Origin of the sequence: Arthrobacter celericrescens, from assembly GCF_003614925.1 — a bacterium.
GTDB classification, from domain to species: domain Bacteria; phylum Actinomycetota; class Actinomycetes; order Actinomycetales; family Micrococcaceae; genus Arthrobacter; species Arthrobacter celericrescens.
In genome coordinates, this window is the sequence record NZ_QYLP01000068.1 from 1 (window position 1) to 17124 (window position 17124).

17 protein-coding genes are annotated in these 17124 nt (G+C 68.3%); 4 read left to right on the forward strand and 13 right to left on the reverse strand.

All coding sequences use genetic code 11. The annotated features are described in order from the left end of the window. Positions 1-48 precede the first annotated feature (48 nt). The 13 genes from D3654_RS12330 to rimP form a co-directional block, all read right to left on the reverse strand. Complete coding sequence (locus D3654_RS12330) at positions 49-2292, reverse strand: polyribonucleotide nucleotidyltransferase (protein WP_120521791.1); 2244 nt, start codon at positions 2290-2292, stop codon at positions 49-51. A 242-nt stretch (positions 2293-2534) separates the two neighbouring features. Further along, positions 2535-2804, reverse strand: coding sequence for a 30S ribosomal protein S15 (gene rpsO, locus D3654_RS12335; protein WP_070350904.1), 270 nt, complete (start codon positions 2802-2804; stop codon positions 2535-2537). 178 nt (positions 2805-2982) lie between these two features. Continuing rightward, positions 2983-3837, reverse strand: coding sequence for a tryptophan 2,3-dioxygenase (kynA, locus tag D3654_RS12340; RefSeq protein WP_120521792.1), 855 nt, complete (start codon positions 3835-3837; stop codon positions 2983-2985). 10 nt (positions 3838-3847) lie between these two features. Further along, positions 3848-4858 carry a bifunctional riboflavin kinase/FAD synthetase gene (locus D3654_RS12345; protein WP_120521793.1) on the reverse strand — a complete coding sequence of 337 codons (1011 nt, stop codon included), beginning with the start codon at positions 4856-4858 and terminating at the stop codon, positions 3848-3850. Positions 4859-4954: 96 nt separating this feature from the next. Continuing rightward, entirely contained in the window at positions 4955-5422 is a 468-nt protein-coding gene (locus D3654_RS12350; protein ID WP_120521794.1) for a hypothetical protein, read from the reverse strand. A gap of 1 nt (position 5423) precedes the next feature. Further along, entirely contained in the window at positions 5424-5777 is a 354-nt protein-coding gene (locus tag D3654_RS12355; RefSeq protein ID WP_120521795.1) for a hypothetical protein, read from the reverse strand. 2 nt (positions 5778-5779) lie between these two features. After that, entirely contained in the window at positions 5780-6700 is a 921-nt protein-coding gene (gene truB / locus D3654_RS12360) for a tRNA pseudouridine(55) synthase TruB (RefSeq protein ID WP_120521796.1), read from the reverse strand. 14 nt (positions 6701-6714) lie between these two features. Next, the gene (locus D3654_RS12365; RefSeq protein ID WP_120521797.1) at positions 6715-7191 is read right to left on the reverse strand and encodes a nucleoside deaminase; all 477 of its coding nucleotides are present in this window, start codon (positions 7189-7191) and stop codon (positions 6715-6717) included. Between the two features lie 30 nt (positions 7192-7221). Next, positions 7222-7731, reverse strand: coding sequence for a 30S ribosome-binding factor RbfA (gene rbfA / locus D3654_RS12370; protein ID WP_120521798.1), 510 nt, complete (start codon positions 7729-7731; stop codon positions 7222-7224). 257 nt (positions 7732-7988) lie between these two features. Beyond that, entirely contained in the window at positions 7989-10817 is a 2829-nt protein-coding gene (gene infB, locus D3654_RS12375) for a translation initiation factor IF-2 (protein WP_120521799.1), read from the reverse strand. Positions 10818-10969: 152 nt separating this feature from the next. Continuing rightward, positions 10970-11323: a YlxR family protein gene (locus D3654_RS12380; protein ID WP_120521800.1), complete on the reverse strand. Its 354-nt coding sequence runs from the start codon at positions 11321-11323 to the stop codon at positions 10970-10972. Between the two features lie 230 nt (positions 11324-11553). After that, the gene (gene nusA, locus D3654_RS12385; protein WP_120521801.1) at positions 11554-12534 is read right to left on the reverse strand and encodes a transcription termination factor NusA; all 981 of its coding nucleotides are present in this window, start codon (positions 12532-12534) and stop codon (positions 11554-11556) included. Beyond that, positions 12534-13142 carry a ribosome maturation factor RimP gene (gene rimP, locus D3654_RS12390; protein WP_120521802.1) on the reverse strand — a complete coding sequence of 203 codons (609 nt, stop codon included), beginning with the start codon at positions 13140-13142 and terminating at the stop codon, positions 12534-12536. The genes nusA and rimP overlap by 1 nt, the downstream gene beginning before the upstream one ends. 192 nt (positions 13143-13334) lie before the next feature. On the opposite strand from rimP, the gene D3654_RS12395 reads away from it, so the two are divergent. From D3654_RS12395 to D3654_RS12410, 4 genes are all read left to right on the forward strand, one after another. Next, positions 13335-14330: a DUF4439 domain-containing protein gene (locus D3654_RS12395; protein WP_245413206.1), complete on the forward strand. Its 996-nt coding sequence runs from the start codon at positions 13335-13337 to the stop codon at positions 14328-14330. Between the two features lie 51 nt (positions 14331-14381). Further along, a complete protein-coding gene (locus D3654_RS12400) occupies positions 14382-15110 on the forward strand; it encodes a VIT1/CCC1 transporter family protein (RefSeq protein ID WP_120521803.1) in 729 nt (242 codons plus the stop codon). Between the two features lie 220 nt (positions 15111-15330). Next, positions 15331-15834 (forward strand): hypothetical protein, encoded by a 504-nt coding sequence (locus D3654_RS12405; RefSeq protein ID WP_162943726.1) that lies wholly within the window; start codon positions 15331-15333, stop codon positions 15832-15834. Between the two features lie 185 nt (positions 15835-16019). Continuing rightward, positions 16020-17042 (forward strand): aminoglycoside phosphotransferase family protein, encoded by a 1023-nt coding sequence (locus tag D3654_RS12410; RefSeq protein ID WP_120521805.1) that lies wholly within the window; start codon positions 16020-16022, stop codon positions 17040-17042. Positions 17043-17124 lie beyond the last annotated feature (82 nt).

Below are 17124 nucleotides of genomic sequence, written 5' to 3' on the forward strand. Positions count from 1 at the left end.
CGGGGCCGGTGGACGTGCCACCGGCCCCGCGGCCTGTGCCGGGAGTGCCTATTCGGCGGATTCCCCGGCGGGAGCTTCCTCGGCGGCTGCGCCTTCTTCCTCGGCCACGACCGGGGAGAGGGAGAGCTTGCCGCGGTCATCGATCTTGGTGATTTCCACCTGGACCTTCTGGCCGACGGAGACCACGTCCTCGACGTTGTCCACGCGCTTGCCGTTGGCCAGCTTGCGCAGCTCGGAGATGTGCAGCAGGCCGTCCTTGCCCGGGGTCAGGGAGACGAAGGCGCCAAAGGTGGTGGTCTTGACGACCGTGCCCAGGTAGCGCTCTCCGATTTCCGGGACCTGCGGGTTGGCGATGGCGTTGATCGCGGAACGTGCTGCTTCGGCAGACGGACCGTTGGTGGCGCCGATGTAGACCGTGCCGTCGTCCTCGATGGAGATATCGGCGCCGGTGTCTTCCTGGATCTGGTTGATCATCTTGCCCTTGGGGCCGATGACCTCGCCGATCTTGTCCACGGGGATCTTGACGGCGATGACGCGCGGAGCGAACTCGGAGAGCTCGTCCGGGGTGTCGATCGCGGCATTCAGGACGTCCAGGATGTGCAGGCGGGCTTCGCGGGCCTGCTTCAGGGCGGCGGCCAGGACCGAGGCCGGGATGCCGTCGAGCTTGGTGTCCAGCTGGATGGCCGTGACGAACTCGGAGGTACCGGCGACCTTGAAGTCCATGTCACCGAAGGCGTCTTCGGCACCGAGGATGTCGGTCAGGGCGGCGTAGCGGGTCTGGCCGTCGACCTCGTCGGAGACCAGGCCCATGGCGATGCCGGCAACCGGAGCCTTCAGCGGCACACCGGCGTTGAGCAGCGACAGGGTGGAGGCGCAGACGGAACCCATCGACGTCGAACCGTTGGAGCCGAGGGCCTCGGACACCTGGCGGATGGCGTAGGGGAATTCCTCGCGGCTGGGCAGCACGGGAACCAGGGCGCGCTCGGCGAGGGCGCCGTGGCCGATTTCGCGGCGCTTCGGGGAGCCGACGCGGCCGGTCTCGCCGGTGGAGTACGGCGGGAAGTTGTAGTTGTGCATGTAGCGCTTGGTCTTCTCCGGCGACAGGGAGTCGATCTGCTGCTCCATCTTGAGCATGTTCAGCGTGGTGACGCCCATGATCTGGGTTTCGCCGCGCTCGAAGATGGCGGAGCCGTGCACGCGGGGCAGGACCTCAACCTCGGCGGTGAGCTGGCGGATGTCCGTCAGGCCACGGCCGTCGATGCGGACCTGGTCCTTGAGGATGCGCTGGCGCACCACCTGCTTGGTGACGGAGCGGAACGCTGCGGAGAGTTCCTTCTCGCGGCCTTCGAACTCGCCGGCGAGGGCTGCGAGGACCTCGTCCTTGAGCTCGTCGGAGGCGTTGTCGCGGTCCTGCTTGTCGGCGATCTGGAAGACGGCGGCGAGCTTGTCCTCGGCGGCGGCCTTGACGGCGGCGTAGACGTCGTCCTGGTAGTCCAGGAAGATCGGGAACTCGACCGTGGGCTTGGCGGCGCGGGCAGCCAGGTCGGCCTGGGCTTCGCACAGGGCCTTGATGAACGGCTTGGCGGCCTCGAGGCCTTCTGCCACGACCTCTTCGGTGGGAGCGGTGGCGCCCTGTTCCTTGATGAGGCTCCAGGAGTTGTCCGTGGCTTCGGCTTCGACCATCATGATCGCCACGTCGTCACCGGCGATGCGGCCGGCAACCACCATGTCGAACACTGCGTTCTCGAGCTGGGAGTGCTTCGGGAAGGCAACCCACTGGCTGCCCTGCTCGTCGGCGATGAGGGCAACGCGGACGCCGCCGATCGGGCCGGAGAACGGCAGGCCGGAGAGCTGGGTGGAGATGGAGGAGGCGTTGATGGCCACCACGTCGTAGAGCTCGTCCGGGTTGATCGCCAGGACGGTGACGACGATCTGGACCTCGTTGCGCAGACCCTTGACGAAGGCGGGGCGCAGCGGGCGGTCCATGAGGCGGCAGGCCAGGATGGCCTCGGTGGAGGGGCGGCCTTCGCGGCGGAAGAACGAGCCCGGGATGCGGCCGGCGGCGTACATGCGCTCTTCGACGTCCACGGTCAGCGGGAAGAAGTCGAAGCCTTCGCGCGGGGACTTGCCGGCGGTGGTGGCGGACAGCAGGGCGGTGTCGTCGTCGATGTAGACCATCGCGGCGCCGGCGGCCTGCTTGGCGAGGCGGCCGGTTTCGAAGCGGATGACACGCTTGCCGAAGCGGCCGTTGTCGATGATGGCTTCGGAGAACTGGATTTCGGGACCCTCCATTGAGAGTCACCTCCGTTTCTTGGTAGCGGAAGTCCGCCGCACCAACCCAGGCCGGACGGTTCCGAGCCTGTACGACACCCGGTCATCGATCGAGACCCTCGGGCTCCGCCGTCGGAATGGACGGGCGTTCCCGGGGATCACTACCGAGGACCGCGAATGCGCGATGCGGTTGATTTCCTTGGATGTAGTTGTGCGTGAAGCGGGCGGCCCGTTCCCTGGGGATCGGGCCGCCCGAAGTCAAACTAGCGGCGCAGGCCGAGACGCTCGATGAGCGAACGGTAGCGGGCGATGTCAACGTTCTTCAGGTAGGTCAGCATGCGCTTGCGACGACCGACCAGTGCGAGCAGGCCGCGCTGGGTGTGGAAGTCGTGCTTGTGCTCCTTCATGTGCTCAGTCAGATCCTTGATCCGCTGAGTCAGGACAGCAATCTGGACCTCGGGCGAACCGGTGTCGCCTTCGGAGGTTGCGTATTCCTTGATGATGGACTGCTTTACAGCGGCGTCGAGTGCCACATGAACTCCTAGAGTTGTGCCGTGCGTCCCGAGTCAGCGCTTCACTGCCGGGTTGCTGGGTGGCGGTGGCCGCACACGCAACAGGTCCAGCCGCCACGGACTGCAGCCGAACCATCATCAAGTTTACCGGCAGGGCGCCGGAGTTGTCGAAACGCGGGAGGGCCCGGAACGGGGCGGGTCAGCGGCCGATTTCGGTGCGCACGGCGAAGAGCTCCGGGAAGAACGTCAGTTCGAGGGCCTTCTGCAGGAACGCGACACCGCTGGAGCCGCCGGTTCCGGCCTTCATGCCGATGGTCCGCTGGACGGTGCGCAGGTGGCGGAAGCGCCACAGCTGGAAGTTGTCTTCGAGGTCCACGAGTTCCTCGCAGGCTTCGTAGGCGCCCCAGTTGTCCCGCGCGTTCTCGTAGATGTGCTTGAAGAGCGGCACAAGTTCGGGGGCGAATTCGTGTGCCTGGGTGACGTCGCGGTCCAGCACGGACGCGGGGACGTCGAAGCCCTGCCGGTGCAGGTAGGCCAGGAATTCGTCGTAGATGCTCGGAGCGTGCAGGAGTTCTTCGAGCATGGCCCGGGACTCCGGCTCCGCCTCGAACACCGGCAGCATCTTGGCGTTCTTGTTGCCGAGGGCGAACTCCACCGCACGGTACTGGGCGGACTGGAAACCGGAGGAGTTGCCGAGGAATCCGCGGAACTGGGAGTACTCCGTGGGCGTGAGCGTGGCCAGGACGGACCACTGCTCGGTGAGGGTCTTCTGGATGTGCTTGACCCGGGCGATCGCCTTGAGCGCGGCGCCGAGGTCGTCGCTGCGCAGCCAGGCGGCGGCGCTGCGGAGTTCGTGCAGCACCAGCTTGAGCCACAGTTCGGTGGTCTGGTGCTGGATAATGAACAGCAGTTCGTCGTGGTGCTCGGGTTCGCTGACCGGTTGCTGCGCGCTCAGCAGCACGGGCAGCTGGAGGTAGGAGCCGTAGCTCATCCGGGTGCTGAAGTCCCGGACGATGCCATCCTCGAGTTGGCGGGTGTTCTTTTCGATGCTCATTTGACCGGGCTCATTTCGCAGGGCTGCCGAACAGGATGCCGTGGGCCTGGATGACGTCCAAGCGCATCTGCTCCACGAGCGCTTCCGGTCCGCGGTAGGCGACCATGCCGCGCAGCCGCGCGGTGAATTCGACGACGACGGTCTGACCGTACAGGTCGAAGGCCTCCACTGCCTCCTCCGGGCGGTCGATCACGTGCGCCTCGACCTGCCGGCTTACGCCGTCGAAGGTCGGGTTGGAGCCGACGGAGATGGCGGCGGGCCAGCGGGTGCCGGCGGCGTCGACCAGCCAGCCGGCGTAGATGCCGTCGGCCGGAACATAGCCGGTGGCGTCGTGCGCCAGGTTGGCGGTGGGGAATCCCAGGGCGCGGCCGCGCGCGGCACCGTGCACCACCTCGCCGCGCATTCGGTGCGGACGGCCGAGCACCGCGGTGGCGGTGGCGACGTCGCCCTCGGCGAGTGCCTCGCGCACCCAGGTGGAGGAGCAGCGGCGGCCGGTGTCGCCGTCGTGCCAGGCGCCGCCGTCGGCCGGTAGCGGCGCTCCGCCGGCGCCGTACTCGTCGACCACGGTGACGTCGAAGCCCAGGGCCTTGCCCAGCTCCTGCATGGTGCCCACGTCGCCGGAGTTGCCGGCGCCGAAGCGCAGGTCGTGGCCCACCACGACGTGGGCGGCGCGCAGTCCGTCAACGAGGATGCCGCGGGCGAATTCTTCGGGGGTCATGCCAGCCAGGTCCAGGTTGTACTTCATCACCAGGACGGCGTCGACGCCGGTCGCGGCCAGGGCGTCCAGCTTGTCCTGCAGGCCCATCAGCAGTTCCGGCGCCGATTCCGGGCGGTGGACCTGCGCCGGGTGGGGGTCGAAGGTGACGACGACGGAGCGGTTGCCGCGCTGCGTGGCGGTGCTCAGGAGGTGCGCGAGGACCTCCTGGTGCCCGCGGTGGACGCCGTCAAAGTTTCCGATGGTAACGACATTGGGGCCGAAGTCCTCGGGGACTTCGCTGGGATCGTTCCAGATGTGGACCATCAACCTCGCCTTTTGCTGCTGTTCAGCCACTCACGGCTGTTCACTACCACCGGCGGCCTGGTCCGGCGCCGGAACTCTCTAAGGGTACCCGTTCGGTTACTGCGCGTTCGCCGAAGCCGGGTCGGCCTTGCCGGGCCGGCGCTTGTTCAGCCACAGCAGGCCCAGGACCGGCAGGACCAGCGGCACGAAACCGTAGCCGCGGCCGAAAAGGGACCAGACGGTGTCGTGCGGGAAGGCCACGGGGTCGAAGAGGCTGAACGCGCCGACCACAATCACCCCGACGAGTTCCACGAGCACCGCGGCCAGGGACACCTTGAACCACGTGCGGCCAGGCTTGGCCAGGGAAACGGTGGCAACCAGGTACACGACTGCGGCGAAGGCCGAGAGGAGGTGTGCCAGGGGCGCTTCGGCGAACTTGGTGGCGATCTGGTAGCCGGCGCGCGCCGTCGCGGAGATCGCGAACACGGCGTAGACGGCGATCAGCAGCCGCCCGGGGCCAGTGTTGCGGGTGTCCCGGCTCTTGGCCGGCTTGGTCTGTGTGGACACCTTCGGTGCTTCTTTCATGTCAGTACCAGATCTGGTTCATGCGGGCGGCCATCACCAGCGCGGTGACGCCGACGGCGGCGAGGACGAAGTTGCTCCAACGGGTCCGTTCCAGGATGGACCAGTACACCGCGCCCAGCGGGAGCATGAGGGCGGTGGCCAGGTAGCCCCAGAACTCCCACGCCTCACCGGCGATCCGCTCCCCCGCGATCACCCGGATGATCGAACCCACCAGGTAGACCAGCAGGACGAGTTCGACGGCGGCCACCGAGAGGATGGTGACGTCGTTCGGGGCCTTCTTCATCAGGCCCGCCACGATGCAGGTAACGGTGGAGATCAGGCCGACGGCCAGCACCGCATAGAAGTAGCCGTCCACGCTCAGCCGGCCGCCTTCTCGTTGCCGGGCGCGAAGACCAGGACGGGTTTGGCGTGGTTGCCGGCGTCGGCCAGCAGCGCCACCAGTTCGCCGGAGGGGGCGAAGGCAGCCACCGGCTTGTCTGGCGTTGCCGCGTCCGGGGTTCCCGCGGCAGGGCCGGCGGCGATGCGGCGGCCGTAGGAGATCTCGATGCTTTCGGCCTCGCTCAGCTCGCGGCTGGGCATGAGGGCGCGGGCGGCCTGGGACATCTCCAGGATGTCCAGTTCCTCCGCGAGTTCCTCCAGCGTGCGGGCCTGCTCCAGCGTGTAGGGGCCCACTTTGGTGCGGCGCAGGGCGGTGAGGTGGCCGCCGACGCCGAGCGCCTCGCCGAGGTCGCGCGCCAGGGCCCGGATGTACGTCCCGGAGGAGCAGTCGACTTCGACGTCGACGTCGACGACGCGGCCGCCGTCGATCTTCCGGATGTCCAGCACGTCGAAGCGGTGGATGGTGACGGGCCGGGCGGCGAGCTTCACTTCCTCGCCGGAGCGAACGCGGGCGTAGGAGCGTTCGCCATTGACCTTGATGGCACTGACGCTGCTGGGCACCTGCTGGATGTCTCCGCGGAGGGCTGCGACGCCGCGCTGGATTGCTTCGTCCGTCACCGTGTCGGCGCTGTGGGCGGCGGTGACGTCGCCTTCGGCGTCGTCGGTGGTGGTGGCTTCACCCAGCCGGATGGTGGCGGAGTAGCTCTTGGTGGTGCCGACGATGAAGCTCAGCAGGCGCGTGGCCTTGTTGATGCCGAGGACGAGGACGCCGGTGGCCATGGGGTCGAGGGTCCCCGCATGGCCGACTTTCCGGGTACCGGCCAGCCTCCGCATCCGTCCAACCACGTCGTGGCTGGTCCATCCCTGCGGCTTGTCGACAATCACCAGTCCAGAAAGCACGCCTCCCAGTATATCTAGTACTCCGTGCGGTTCTCGTTGTGCCGCCAGGCGTCGAAAGGTTCCTCGGCGCCGTCGACCTCTGCGTGCTGCACCGGCAGCAGGTCCGGGCGGCTGCCGTCGAAGTATTCATAGAACACGGCGTCGTCGAATCCGGCGCGGGCGGCGCCGTGCCGGTCCGCGGCGAAGTAGACCCGCTCGATCCTGCCCCACAGGGCTGCGGACAGGCACAGTGGGCAGGGTTCGCAACTGGCGTAGAGGACGGCGCCGCTGAGGTCGAAGCTGCCGCTGGCCGCTGCGGCCCGGCGGATGGCCACCACCTCCGCGTGCGCGGTGGGGTCGTTGTCGCGGGTGACCCGGTTGCTGCCTTCGTGGACGGTCCCGTCTGCGGTGACGACGACGGCGCCGAACGGCCCGCCGCCGTCACCGACGTTCTGCACGGCGAGCCGGATGGCGTGTTCGAGATAACGTCCGGGATCAGGGTCCGCAGTCATGGTCCGATCTTAGCGGCCCCGGTGCGCTGTCTAGCGGCCGTTGTCCTCGTCGATGTCTTCATCGTCCCGCAGGTCGATGTCCTCTTCGTCGAAGTCGTCCTCGTCGATGTCTTCATCGCGGGGCGCGTCGCTCTTGTAGGGGTCGGCGTCGCCGGCGTGCGTGGCACCTGCCGCGAGGGCGGCCACCTCGGCGTCGCGCTGCTTGGCGGTGCGCAGCAGTTCCTCCAGGTTGGAGGCGTTGACGGGCACCATGTCCGGGACGAACTCGAGCGTGGGGGTCAGCCGCACGGTGATGTTGCGGCCGACTTCCTGCCGGAGCACGCCCTTGGCCTTCTCGAGTGCCTTGGCGGCATCGGCGTGGGCGGCGTCGTCGCCGAAGACGGTGTAGTACACGGTGGCGTGCTGGAGGTCGTTGGTGACCCGGGCATCGGTAATGGTGATGGCCTCCACCCGGGGATCCTTGACCCGCCGGCCCAACGCCTCGGCAACAACAACCTTAATCCGCTGCGCCAATTTCGCTGCACGTGCCGGATCAGCCATTTCCACTCCTAAGAAAATCTGGGGTACGACGGCGACTGGCGGCTGACGTACTTGGGTTATGCAGGATGCCACCCGCCTCAGGCGAGTCTATGACGGAGCGCCGGAAGCTCAAGCCGCGAAGGCGGCAAGGGGGCCCGGGAGTGGCTTCGGGCCTTCCGAAGCTGGGCGGCCGACGTCGTAAGACGTCAGCCGCCCAGCGAAGGGGCGGGGCCCCCTTACCGCCGTAGCGGCAGGTGAGGCCCCGGCCATTGGACTAACTAGACGCGCGGCTTCTCGCGCATCTCGAAGGTCTCGATGATGTCGCCTTCGGTGAGGTCGTTGTAGGACCCCAGGCCGATACCACATTCGAACCCTTCGCGGACCTCAGTCGCGTCGTCCTTGAAGCGCTTGAGCGAGTCGACGGAGAGGTTCTCCCCGATGACCTTGCCGTCGCGCATGACGCGGGCCTTGGTGTTGCGGCGGATGATGCCGGAGCGGACGATCGAGCCGGCGATGTTTCCGAACTTGGAGGAGCGGAAGACTTCGCGGACCTCGGCGGTGCCCAGCTGGAATTCTTCGTATTCCGGCTTGAGCATGCCCTTGAGAGCGAGCTCGATGTCGTCGATCGCCGCGTAGATGACCGAGTAGAAGCGCATGTCCACGCCTTCACGGTCGGCCAGTTCGGCAACGCGCTCGGCCGGCTTGACGTTGAAGCCGATGATGATTGCGTTGTCCACGGTGGCGAGGTTGACGTCGTTCTGGGTGATGGCACCCACGCCGCGGTGGATGACGCGCAGCTGCACGTCTTCGTCGCCCACATCGATCTTGAGCAGGGCGTCTTCGAGGGCTTCCACGGCACCGGAGACGTCACCCTTGAGGATGAGGTTGAGGGTGTCGATCTTGCCTTCGGCCACGGCCTTGTCGAAGTCTTCCAGGCTGATGCGCTTGCGGCGCTTGGCCAGGGCGGCGTTGCGGTCGGCTGCTTCACGCTTTTCGGCGATCTGGCGGGCCGTGCGCTCGTCCGGGGTCACCAGGAAGGTGTCACCGGCGCGCGGCACGTTGGACAGGCCGAGGACCTGGACCGGGCGGGACGGCAGTGCGATGTCCAGGGCGTTGCCGTCCTCGTCGAACATGGCACGGACGCGGCCGTGGGCGGTGCCGGCGACGATCGTGTCACCGACGGCCAGGGTGCCGGACTGCACCAGGACGGTGGCCACGGAACCGCGGCCCTTGTCCAGGTTGGCTTCGATCGCGATGCCTCGTGCGTCCTTGTCCGGGTTGGCACGGAGGTCGAGCGCGGCGTCCGCGGTGAGCAGGACGGCATCGATCAGGTCCTCGATGTTGAGGTTCTGGCGGGCAGAGACCTCAACGAACATGGTGTCGCCACCGTATTCTTCGGGAACCAGGCCGTACTCGGTGAGCTGGCCCTTGACCTTGTCCGGGTTGGCGCCGTCCTTGTCGATCTTGTTGACCGCGACGACGATCGGCACGTTGGCCGCCTGGGCGTGGTTGAGTGCTTCGACCGTCTGCGGCATGACGCCGTCGTCGGCTGCGACCACCAGGATGGCGATGTCGGTGACCTTCGCACCACGGGCACGCATGGCGGTGAACGCCTCGTGACCCGGGGTATCGATGAAAGTGATCTCGCGCATGGCACCTTCGTGCTCGTGGCTGATCTGGTAGGCACCGATGTGCTGGGTGATGCCGCCGTGTTCGCCCGCCACCACATTGGTCTTGCGGATGGCGTCGAGCAGGCGGGTCTTACCGTGGTCGACGTGGCCCATGACGGTGACAACCGGCGGGCGCGCCTCGAGGACGTCGTCGCCTTCGGCTTCCAGCTCGGCCTCGAGGTCGATGTCGAAGGAATCCAGCAGCTCGCGCTCTTCGTCTTCCGGAGACACGACCTGGACCTTGTAGCCCAGTTCCTCGCCCAGCAGTGCGAAGGTGTCCTCGTCGAGGGACTGCGTGGCGGTGGCCATTTCACCGAGGTGGAACAGCACGGTCACCAGTGCGGCGGGGTTTGCCTCGATCTTGTCGGCAAAGTCCGTGATGGAGGAGCCACGGCGGAGGCGGACAACAGTGCTGCCGTCGCCGCGGGGCACCGAAACGCCGCCCAGGGACGGAGCGCTCATCTGCTCCAGTTCCTGGCGCTTTGCACGCTTCGACTTGCGCTGCTTGCCACGGCCTGCGCCGCCCTTGCCGAAGGCACCCTGGGTGCCGCCGCGGCCGCGGCCGCCCTTGCCGAAGCCGCCGCCTGCGGGAGCTCCGCCGCCGCCGGTACCGGGAGCACCGCCCGGACGGCCGGGACCGCCGGGACGACCGGCACCGCCCGGACGGCCTGCGCCGGGCGCGGGACGTTCGGTGCGGTTGGGCATCATGCCCGGAGTCGGACGGGGGCCACCCGGACGCGGTGCACCGGGGCGCGGGGCACCCGGACGCGGAGCACCCGGGCGGGGGCCGCCTGCGCCTGCTGCCGGACGGGGACCGCCGGCGCCTGCCGCGGCAGGACGCGGACCACCAGGGCGCTCGCCTTCGGTGCGCGCGCCGCCGGGACGCGGCATGCCCTGGGAGGTAGCGAACGGGTTGTTGCCCGGACGGGGGGCACGGTCGCCCTCACCGCGGCCGCGGGGCATGCCCTGGGACGTGGCGAACGGGTTGTTGCCCGGACGGGGACCGCCGGGACGCGGTGCCTGGCCGGGACGGGACGGAGCCGGGGCTTCGCTGCGCGGAGCCGGACGGGCGCCGGGCTTGGCAGCTACGGGGCCGGCCGGAGCCGGGGTGGATGCAGCCGGAGCAGCAGGGGCTGCCGGTGCCGGAGCCTTGGGTGCAGCCGGGCCGGGAACCGGGCCAGGGCGCGAGGCAGCGGGAGCTGCCGGGGCAGCGGCTGCGGGTGCCTTCGGGGCGGCGGGAGCCGCAGGTGCTGCCGGGGCGTCCGCCTTGGCGGAACCGGCACCCGGGTAGGCGTTGCGAAGCTTCCGCACAACGGGGGCTTCGATGGTGGAGGAAGCGGAACGGACGAATTCGCCCAGTTCCTGCAGTTTGGTCACTGCTTCCTTGGAGGTGATTCCGAGCTCTTTCGCGAGCTCGTGGACGCGGTACTTGGCCACTTTTCTCCTGTCTCGGTCCGCACCGAGCCAGGTACGAACCGTCTACTTCTTACTGCGGGCCTCCGCCGCGGACGCAGCTGAAAGGCCCTGTGCAGAGCGCAACAAAGTTGTCATCGTTGCGTACTCATCGCTGGGAACTCATCGGGTTTCCATCAGTTTTCTGACCCGCTTTCAGGTTTGGACGGTTGTTCCGCGTCGGCCGGAGCCTCCGCGGGTGGCATGCCTGCGAGATAGCGTTCGACGGCGGCCGTGTCGCTTGCGCCCGCGAGGGCCCGGGCGAAGGCACGCCGTTTGCTTGCCAGCAGGAGGCAGTTGCCGCTGGGGTGCAGCCACGCACCCCGGCCAGCCATCCGGCGTCGTACATCCACCAGGACGACGGGTGAACCGCCGCCTTCGGCGACAAGCCGGATCAGCTCGTTCCGGGCTCCGCGTTTCCGGCATCCGATGCAGGTCCGTTCGGGCTGGTGCCCGCGTGAAACGGGTGCGGCCACTGGGTGTTCAACCATCCTCAGTGCCCTAACCCGTCCTTCTTCGTTCCTGCTTCCCGCCGCCGCACCGCCCCGGAGGGCATGCCGCCCCGCAGAACGGGGCAACGCACATCAACGCAATTCGATGCAGCGCCATGGAAAACGGATACCGGACGCAAGTCCGGCTCCAACCAGTCTAGTCCCCCGGGCGCCCGGCCACCGAATCCGGGCACGGCACTGCCGGGCGTCCTGGGGGTGCCGCGGGCGGCCTAGTTGCCCTGGCCCTGCGCGGCGTCGGAGACGATATCGATGCGCCAGCCGGTCAACTTGGCCGCAAGGCGGGCGTTCTGCCCCTCCTTGCCGATCGCGAGCGACAGCTGGTAGTCCGGCACCACCACGCGGGCGGAGCGGGTGGACTCGTCGATGATGGTGACGGAATTCACACGCGACGGCGACAGGGAGTTGGCGATGAAGGTCGCCGGGTCGTCGCTGAAGTCGACGATGTCGATCTTCTCGTCATTCAGTTCTGTCATGACGGCGCGTACGCGGGAACCCATTTCGCCGATGCACGCGCCCTTGGCATTGATGCCGGCGGCGTTGGCCTTGACGGCCATCTTTGTCCGGTGGCCGGCTTCGCGGGCCAGGGCCACGATCTCGACAGAGCGGTCCGCGATCTCCGGCACTTCCAGTTCGAACAGCTTACGGACCAGGCCGGGGTGCGAACGGGACAGGGTGATCGAAGGGCCCTTGGCGCCCCGGTGCACGTCCACCACGTAGGCGCGCAGGCGGCTGCCGTGGGTGTACTTCTCGCCGGGAACCTGCTCGGGCGGCGGCAGCAGGGCTTCGACGGTGCCGAGGTTGACCTGGATCATGTGCGGGTTGTTGCCCTGCTGGATCAGGCCTGCCACCAGTTCGCCTTCGCGGCCCTTGAACTCGCCCAGGACGTTGTCGTCCTCGACGTCGCGCAGGCGCTGCAGGATGATCTGGCGTGCGGTGCTGGCCGCGATCCGGCCGAAGCCGTCCGGGGTGTCCTCGAACTCGCCGACGGCTTCGCCGTCGTCGTTGAACTCGGTGGCCCAGATGGTCACGTGGCCGCTCTTGCGGTCCAGTTCCGCGCGGGCCTTTTCATAGGCGCCCGGCGTCTTGTGGTAGGCCACCAGGAGCGCCTGCTCGATGGTGGGGATCAGGAGGTCCAGCGGGATCTCGCGCTCGCGCTCCAGGAGCCTCAGCGCACTCATGTCAATATCCATTAGGCCTCCTCGGAAGGTCCGTTGTACTCGTCTGCCAGCCCGGCCTCGTCGAGGTGGCTGAATTCAATTTCGACTTTTCCTTGCCGGATCCTGTCGAAGGGAAGTTTGACGGGGTCGCCCTGCTTGGGCTTCATGCCCTTCTTGACCTCGAGTTCCGGGATCAGGGTCACGCCGTCGTCGTCGACGGACTGGATCCTTCCCGTGAGGTTTTCGCCCTGGATGACGTTGACTTTCACCATGCGGCCGCGGGCGCGGTGCCAGTGGCGGGGTTCGGTCAGGGGACGGGAGACGCCGGGCGAGGAGACTTCGAGGTCGTAGGGGCGGCCGTCGTCGTTGGGGTCGTTGTCCAGCACATCGGACAGGGCCCGGGACACCTCGGCGATGATGTCGAGGCTCACGCCGCCGGTTTCCTCCTGCGGCAGGTCGATGACCACCTGGACGGTGCGGTGCGAACCGGCCACCTGGACGGCAACGTCCTCGAGGTACAGCCTGCTGGCCTGGACCACAGGTTCGAGCAGCGCCCTGAGCCTGCTTTCTTCGGGGTTGCTGGCGGCTGCCGCCTGCGCTCCAGCCTGGTCTGTTGAAGTCCTGGCTTCCGAATGACTCACTGGCCAGCCGCCTCCCGTTCGATGTTGTTGTGAGTACTAGGGTATCGAGTTTCACGGCGGGGTGGTGCACCGCGGTTCCGCCGGCGGCCCCTGCACGTGACACCATGGACTGTTGTGAATGACAAGAGTGCGGAAAATCCGGAGCGCCCTGCGGGAAAACAGGGGCCCCGTGGCTGGGTGAAGCCCGCACTTGTGTCGTTGCTCGCAATCCTCGTGGTGGGTACCGGGGCCGTGCTGCTGCCGCCCAACGAAGGACCTGCCCCGGAGCCGCCGTTTTCCGAGACCGCGAAGGCCGCAGCCTACGCTGAAGCGCGTGCCCTGCTGGCCGATGCGGAAGGTTCCGGAAGCCCGGGGTCCACGGTGGCCCTGCTGGAAACCCAGGCACGGGCGCTGCTCGCCCCGGCCGCGGCGTCGCCGTCCGCCAGTGCGTCCGCTTCGTCCGCTGCACTCGCGCCGGTCACCAAGACCCGCTTCGTCGCCTGGCTCGCCCGCAGCGCGTCAGAGCGACTGGCCGACGCCGGAAACAGCGACGGCGGCACGGCCCGCCTGCTGGCCGCCGTCGGAACAGCCCAGTTCCTTGAGGCGGCGCGGCTCGCCGCAGCCTGGGGACTGCCCGCGCCAGTTAGCCCTTCCTTGCTTTCGACGGCGGTCTCCTCCCCTGCCGCCGCGGCCGCCTGCGCTGCCGGCAAAGGCTCGACGGCGACAGCAACCGCGGTCGCAACAGCGGACCAGGCGGGACCCCGGGAGGCCCTGGCCGCCGTCGTCCGCGCCGAGCAGAAGGCCGTCTACGTGTATCAAGTCGCCTTGGCGCGGCTCGATGGATCCGCCGCGGAAGCGGCCGCCGCGGATCTTGCCCGCCACCAGGATCTGCTGCGCGAGGCCGAGGCCTTGGCCCGGCAGCACTGCACCGAGCCGCCGCCGCGCGAAGCCGGGTACCGGCTGCCGGCGGGCTTCGCGGCGCACGCGGCCGCGGCACTCGGCGAGCAGGAGTCGGCCACCCTCGCGGCCTACGGCGAACTGGTGGCGCTCGCCGACGGCGAAACCCGGCAGTGGGCCATGGCCGGACTGCTGGGCGGCGCCCGCCGGACGGAATCCTGGGGCATATCGCCCGGGATTCTGCCGGGCCTGCCGGTCGACCCCGCGGAGTTGCCCACCCTGCCCGCACGCACCGCCGTCCCGGAGCGGTAGGGCAGCCTTTCTTTGCTGGCGCCGGCCGCCCCACAGTGCTTGGCTGGAGCCATGGCATCCACCGAAAAAGCCGCGCGCCACGACCACGAACCGCACGACAACGACATCGCCCAGCGGCTGAACTGGCTGCGCGCGGGTGTGCTCGGCGCCAACGACGGGATCGTCTCCGTGGCCGCAATCGTGGTGGGCGTGGCCGGTGCAACCACCAACACGGGCGCGATCCTCGCGGCGGGTGCGGCGGGCGCACTTGGCGGCGCCGTGTCCATGGCGTTGGGCGAGTACGTGTCCGTCAGCAGCCAAAGCGACAGCCAGAAGGCGCTGATCGAAAAAGAGCGCCGCGAACTCGCGGAACAACCCGTCGAAGAACTGGCCGAGCTCGCCGCCATCTATGAATCCAAGGGCCTCAGTTCCGGCACCGCCTGGACCGTGGCGAAGGAACTGACAGCCCACGATGCGCTTGCGGCCCATCTGTCCGCCGAACTGAACATCGACGAGGAGGGCATCGTGAGCCCGTGGCACGCAGCCTTCGCGTCCGCCGTCGCCTTCACCCTGGGCGCCCTCCTCCCCTTGCTTTCGATCCTGCTTCCGCCGCCGGCGCTGCGGGTTCCCCTGACGTTCGTGTCTGTGCTGCTGGCACTGGCCCTGACCGGCGCGGTGGGTGCATGGATCGGCGGCAGTTCCAAGACGCGGGCTGCCGTGCGCGTGGTGGTCGGCGGCGCCCTGGCGTTGGTGGCGACGTTCAGCCTGGGCAGCCTGCTGGGGTCCAGCGGGGTCATCTGAGGTTGGTGGAGCCCGCAGGCCCGACGATTCGCCATTTTGGGCCGGAATAGCCCGGCGAAATGCGTCCGGAACTGGCGAAAGGCATCATGAATGGCCTCTGACCGTAAGCGAGGCTCGTGAAGCGGGACTGACGAGGCGGCGTACCAGGGCTTTGGATCTCAAGTCGCCATGCCACGGAGTGCGCCAACCCGCCGGGACCGAGAACAGCCTGCTCGAACGCGTGAGGGCACTGAGTGCGGCCACCAAAGCGATCGCATCCCACACAACAGCGGCTGCGTTGTGGGGATTCCCGCTGCCGCTCGAGGTGCAGGACCACGTGCTGATCCATCTCACCCGCCAGCCAGATGCCCGTGCTGTCCGGCGCAGCGGGGTAGTTGGCCACGAGTCCCGTTTGCGTCCAGACGAAATCACCCAGGGGCGCCTTGTCACATGCACCTCGGCGCTGCGGACCTGGTTCGACTTGGCGTTGATTCTCGGCGATGAGGATCTCGTGATTGCCGGGGACCACATGCTGCGCCGCCACGATCCGCTGGCAAGCGTCGAAGGCCTCGATGCGTATCTGGACACCAAGAGGGGCGCCCCCGGATATCGGAGGGCAATGCGGGCCAGGAGCCTTATGCGCGCAGGGACCGATTCTCCGAAGCAGACGGAGGTGAGACTCCTGATCACCATGCATGGCCTTCCGGAGCCGGGAATTAACGTGCCGATTCCCGGGGGCACCTGATCCGGGAAACCTTTCGCCACTTTCGGCCGCTATCCGGCCCGGCCAAGCGGCCATGATTGGCGAATCGGCAAACGGACGGCCCGGGCGGGGCTTTGGACGGCAAGGGAGGCCGCGGAGGGGCCACGCCGCCCGGCTCCCCGGCCGAGGGACGAGGCAAGGGAGGCGGTGGGGATAGGCTGACGGGTATGAGCAGCGTTATTCCGGTGCCGGCCGATCTGCGGGCCCGCTATTCGCGTTCCGCGGAGGGCAGGGCGTGGCTGGCTGCGCTCCCCGGGTTCCTTATGGCGGGCCTGGAGCGCTGGCGGCTCACCATCGACCTTCCCGCCGGTGCGGAGCCCTGGAACGGCCACGGCGGAATCGTGGTTCCGGTGCTGCGGGACGGAACGGCCGCTGTGCTCAAGGTCGCGTTCCCCCACCCCGAGGCCCTGCCCGAAAGCCGCGCGCTCACGCTGTGGGACGGCCGCGGCGCTGTGCGCCTGCTCGAGGCGGACCAGGACACGTGCTCCATGCTCCTTGAACGGCTCGACGCCGGCCGCTGGCTCCAGGATGCCCCGCTGGACCACGCCCGCGACGCCTGGGGAACGGTGATGCGGCAACTCAGCATCGACGCCGGCGAGGGTCCGGGCTGGGAGGACTTCGAGCACGCGGCTGCGAGGGCCGAACGCTGGAGCGACGAGCTTCCGGCCGACTGGGAACAGCTGGGCCGGCCGTTCCCCCGCTGGCTCCTGGAGGCTGCCCTCGAGGTGTGCCAGACCCGCGGCGCCGTGGGCCGGCGGGCCGGCAAGGACGTCCTGGTCCATGCCGACCTCCATTTCATGAACATCCTGCCGCTTCCCGGTTCCGGTGATCTTCCCGGCTCCGGCAGCTACCGTGCCATCGATCCGCAGCCGGTGATCGGCGAGGCCGAGTTCGGCGTGGCGCCGGTGCTGTGGAACCGGATCGCCGAACTGCCGCAGGCCTCCCCTGAATTGGCGCTGCTGGAGCGCTGCAATGACTTCAGCAACGCGGCGGGGCTGGACCCGGAAACGGCCCGGCAGTGGAGCCTCACCCGGGAGGTGGAGAACGCGCTGTGGTACGCCGCGAAGCCGGGACACGACGGCGACCTGGCCCGCTCCCTGTGGGTTGCGAGCACTCTGGCGGGGCGGACTTTGGACGGCCTGCCCGCCGCCCATGAACTGCCTGCTCCGGGCGGCGCCGCCCTGAGCTAGCTGTACTCGGCCATGACGTTGGTGACAGAAGTCTTGAAGTGAGGAGGACCTCCGGGGCTTAGTGGAGGTATCTGACATCTTC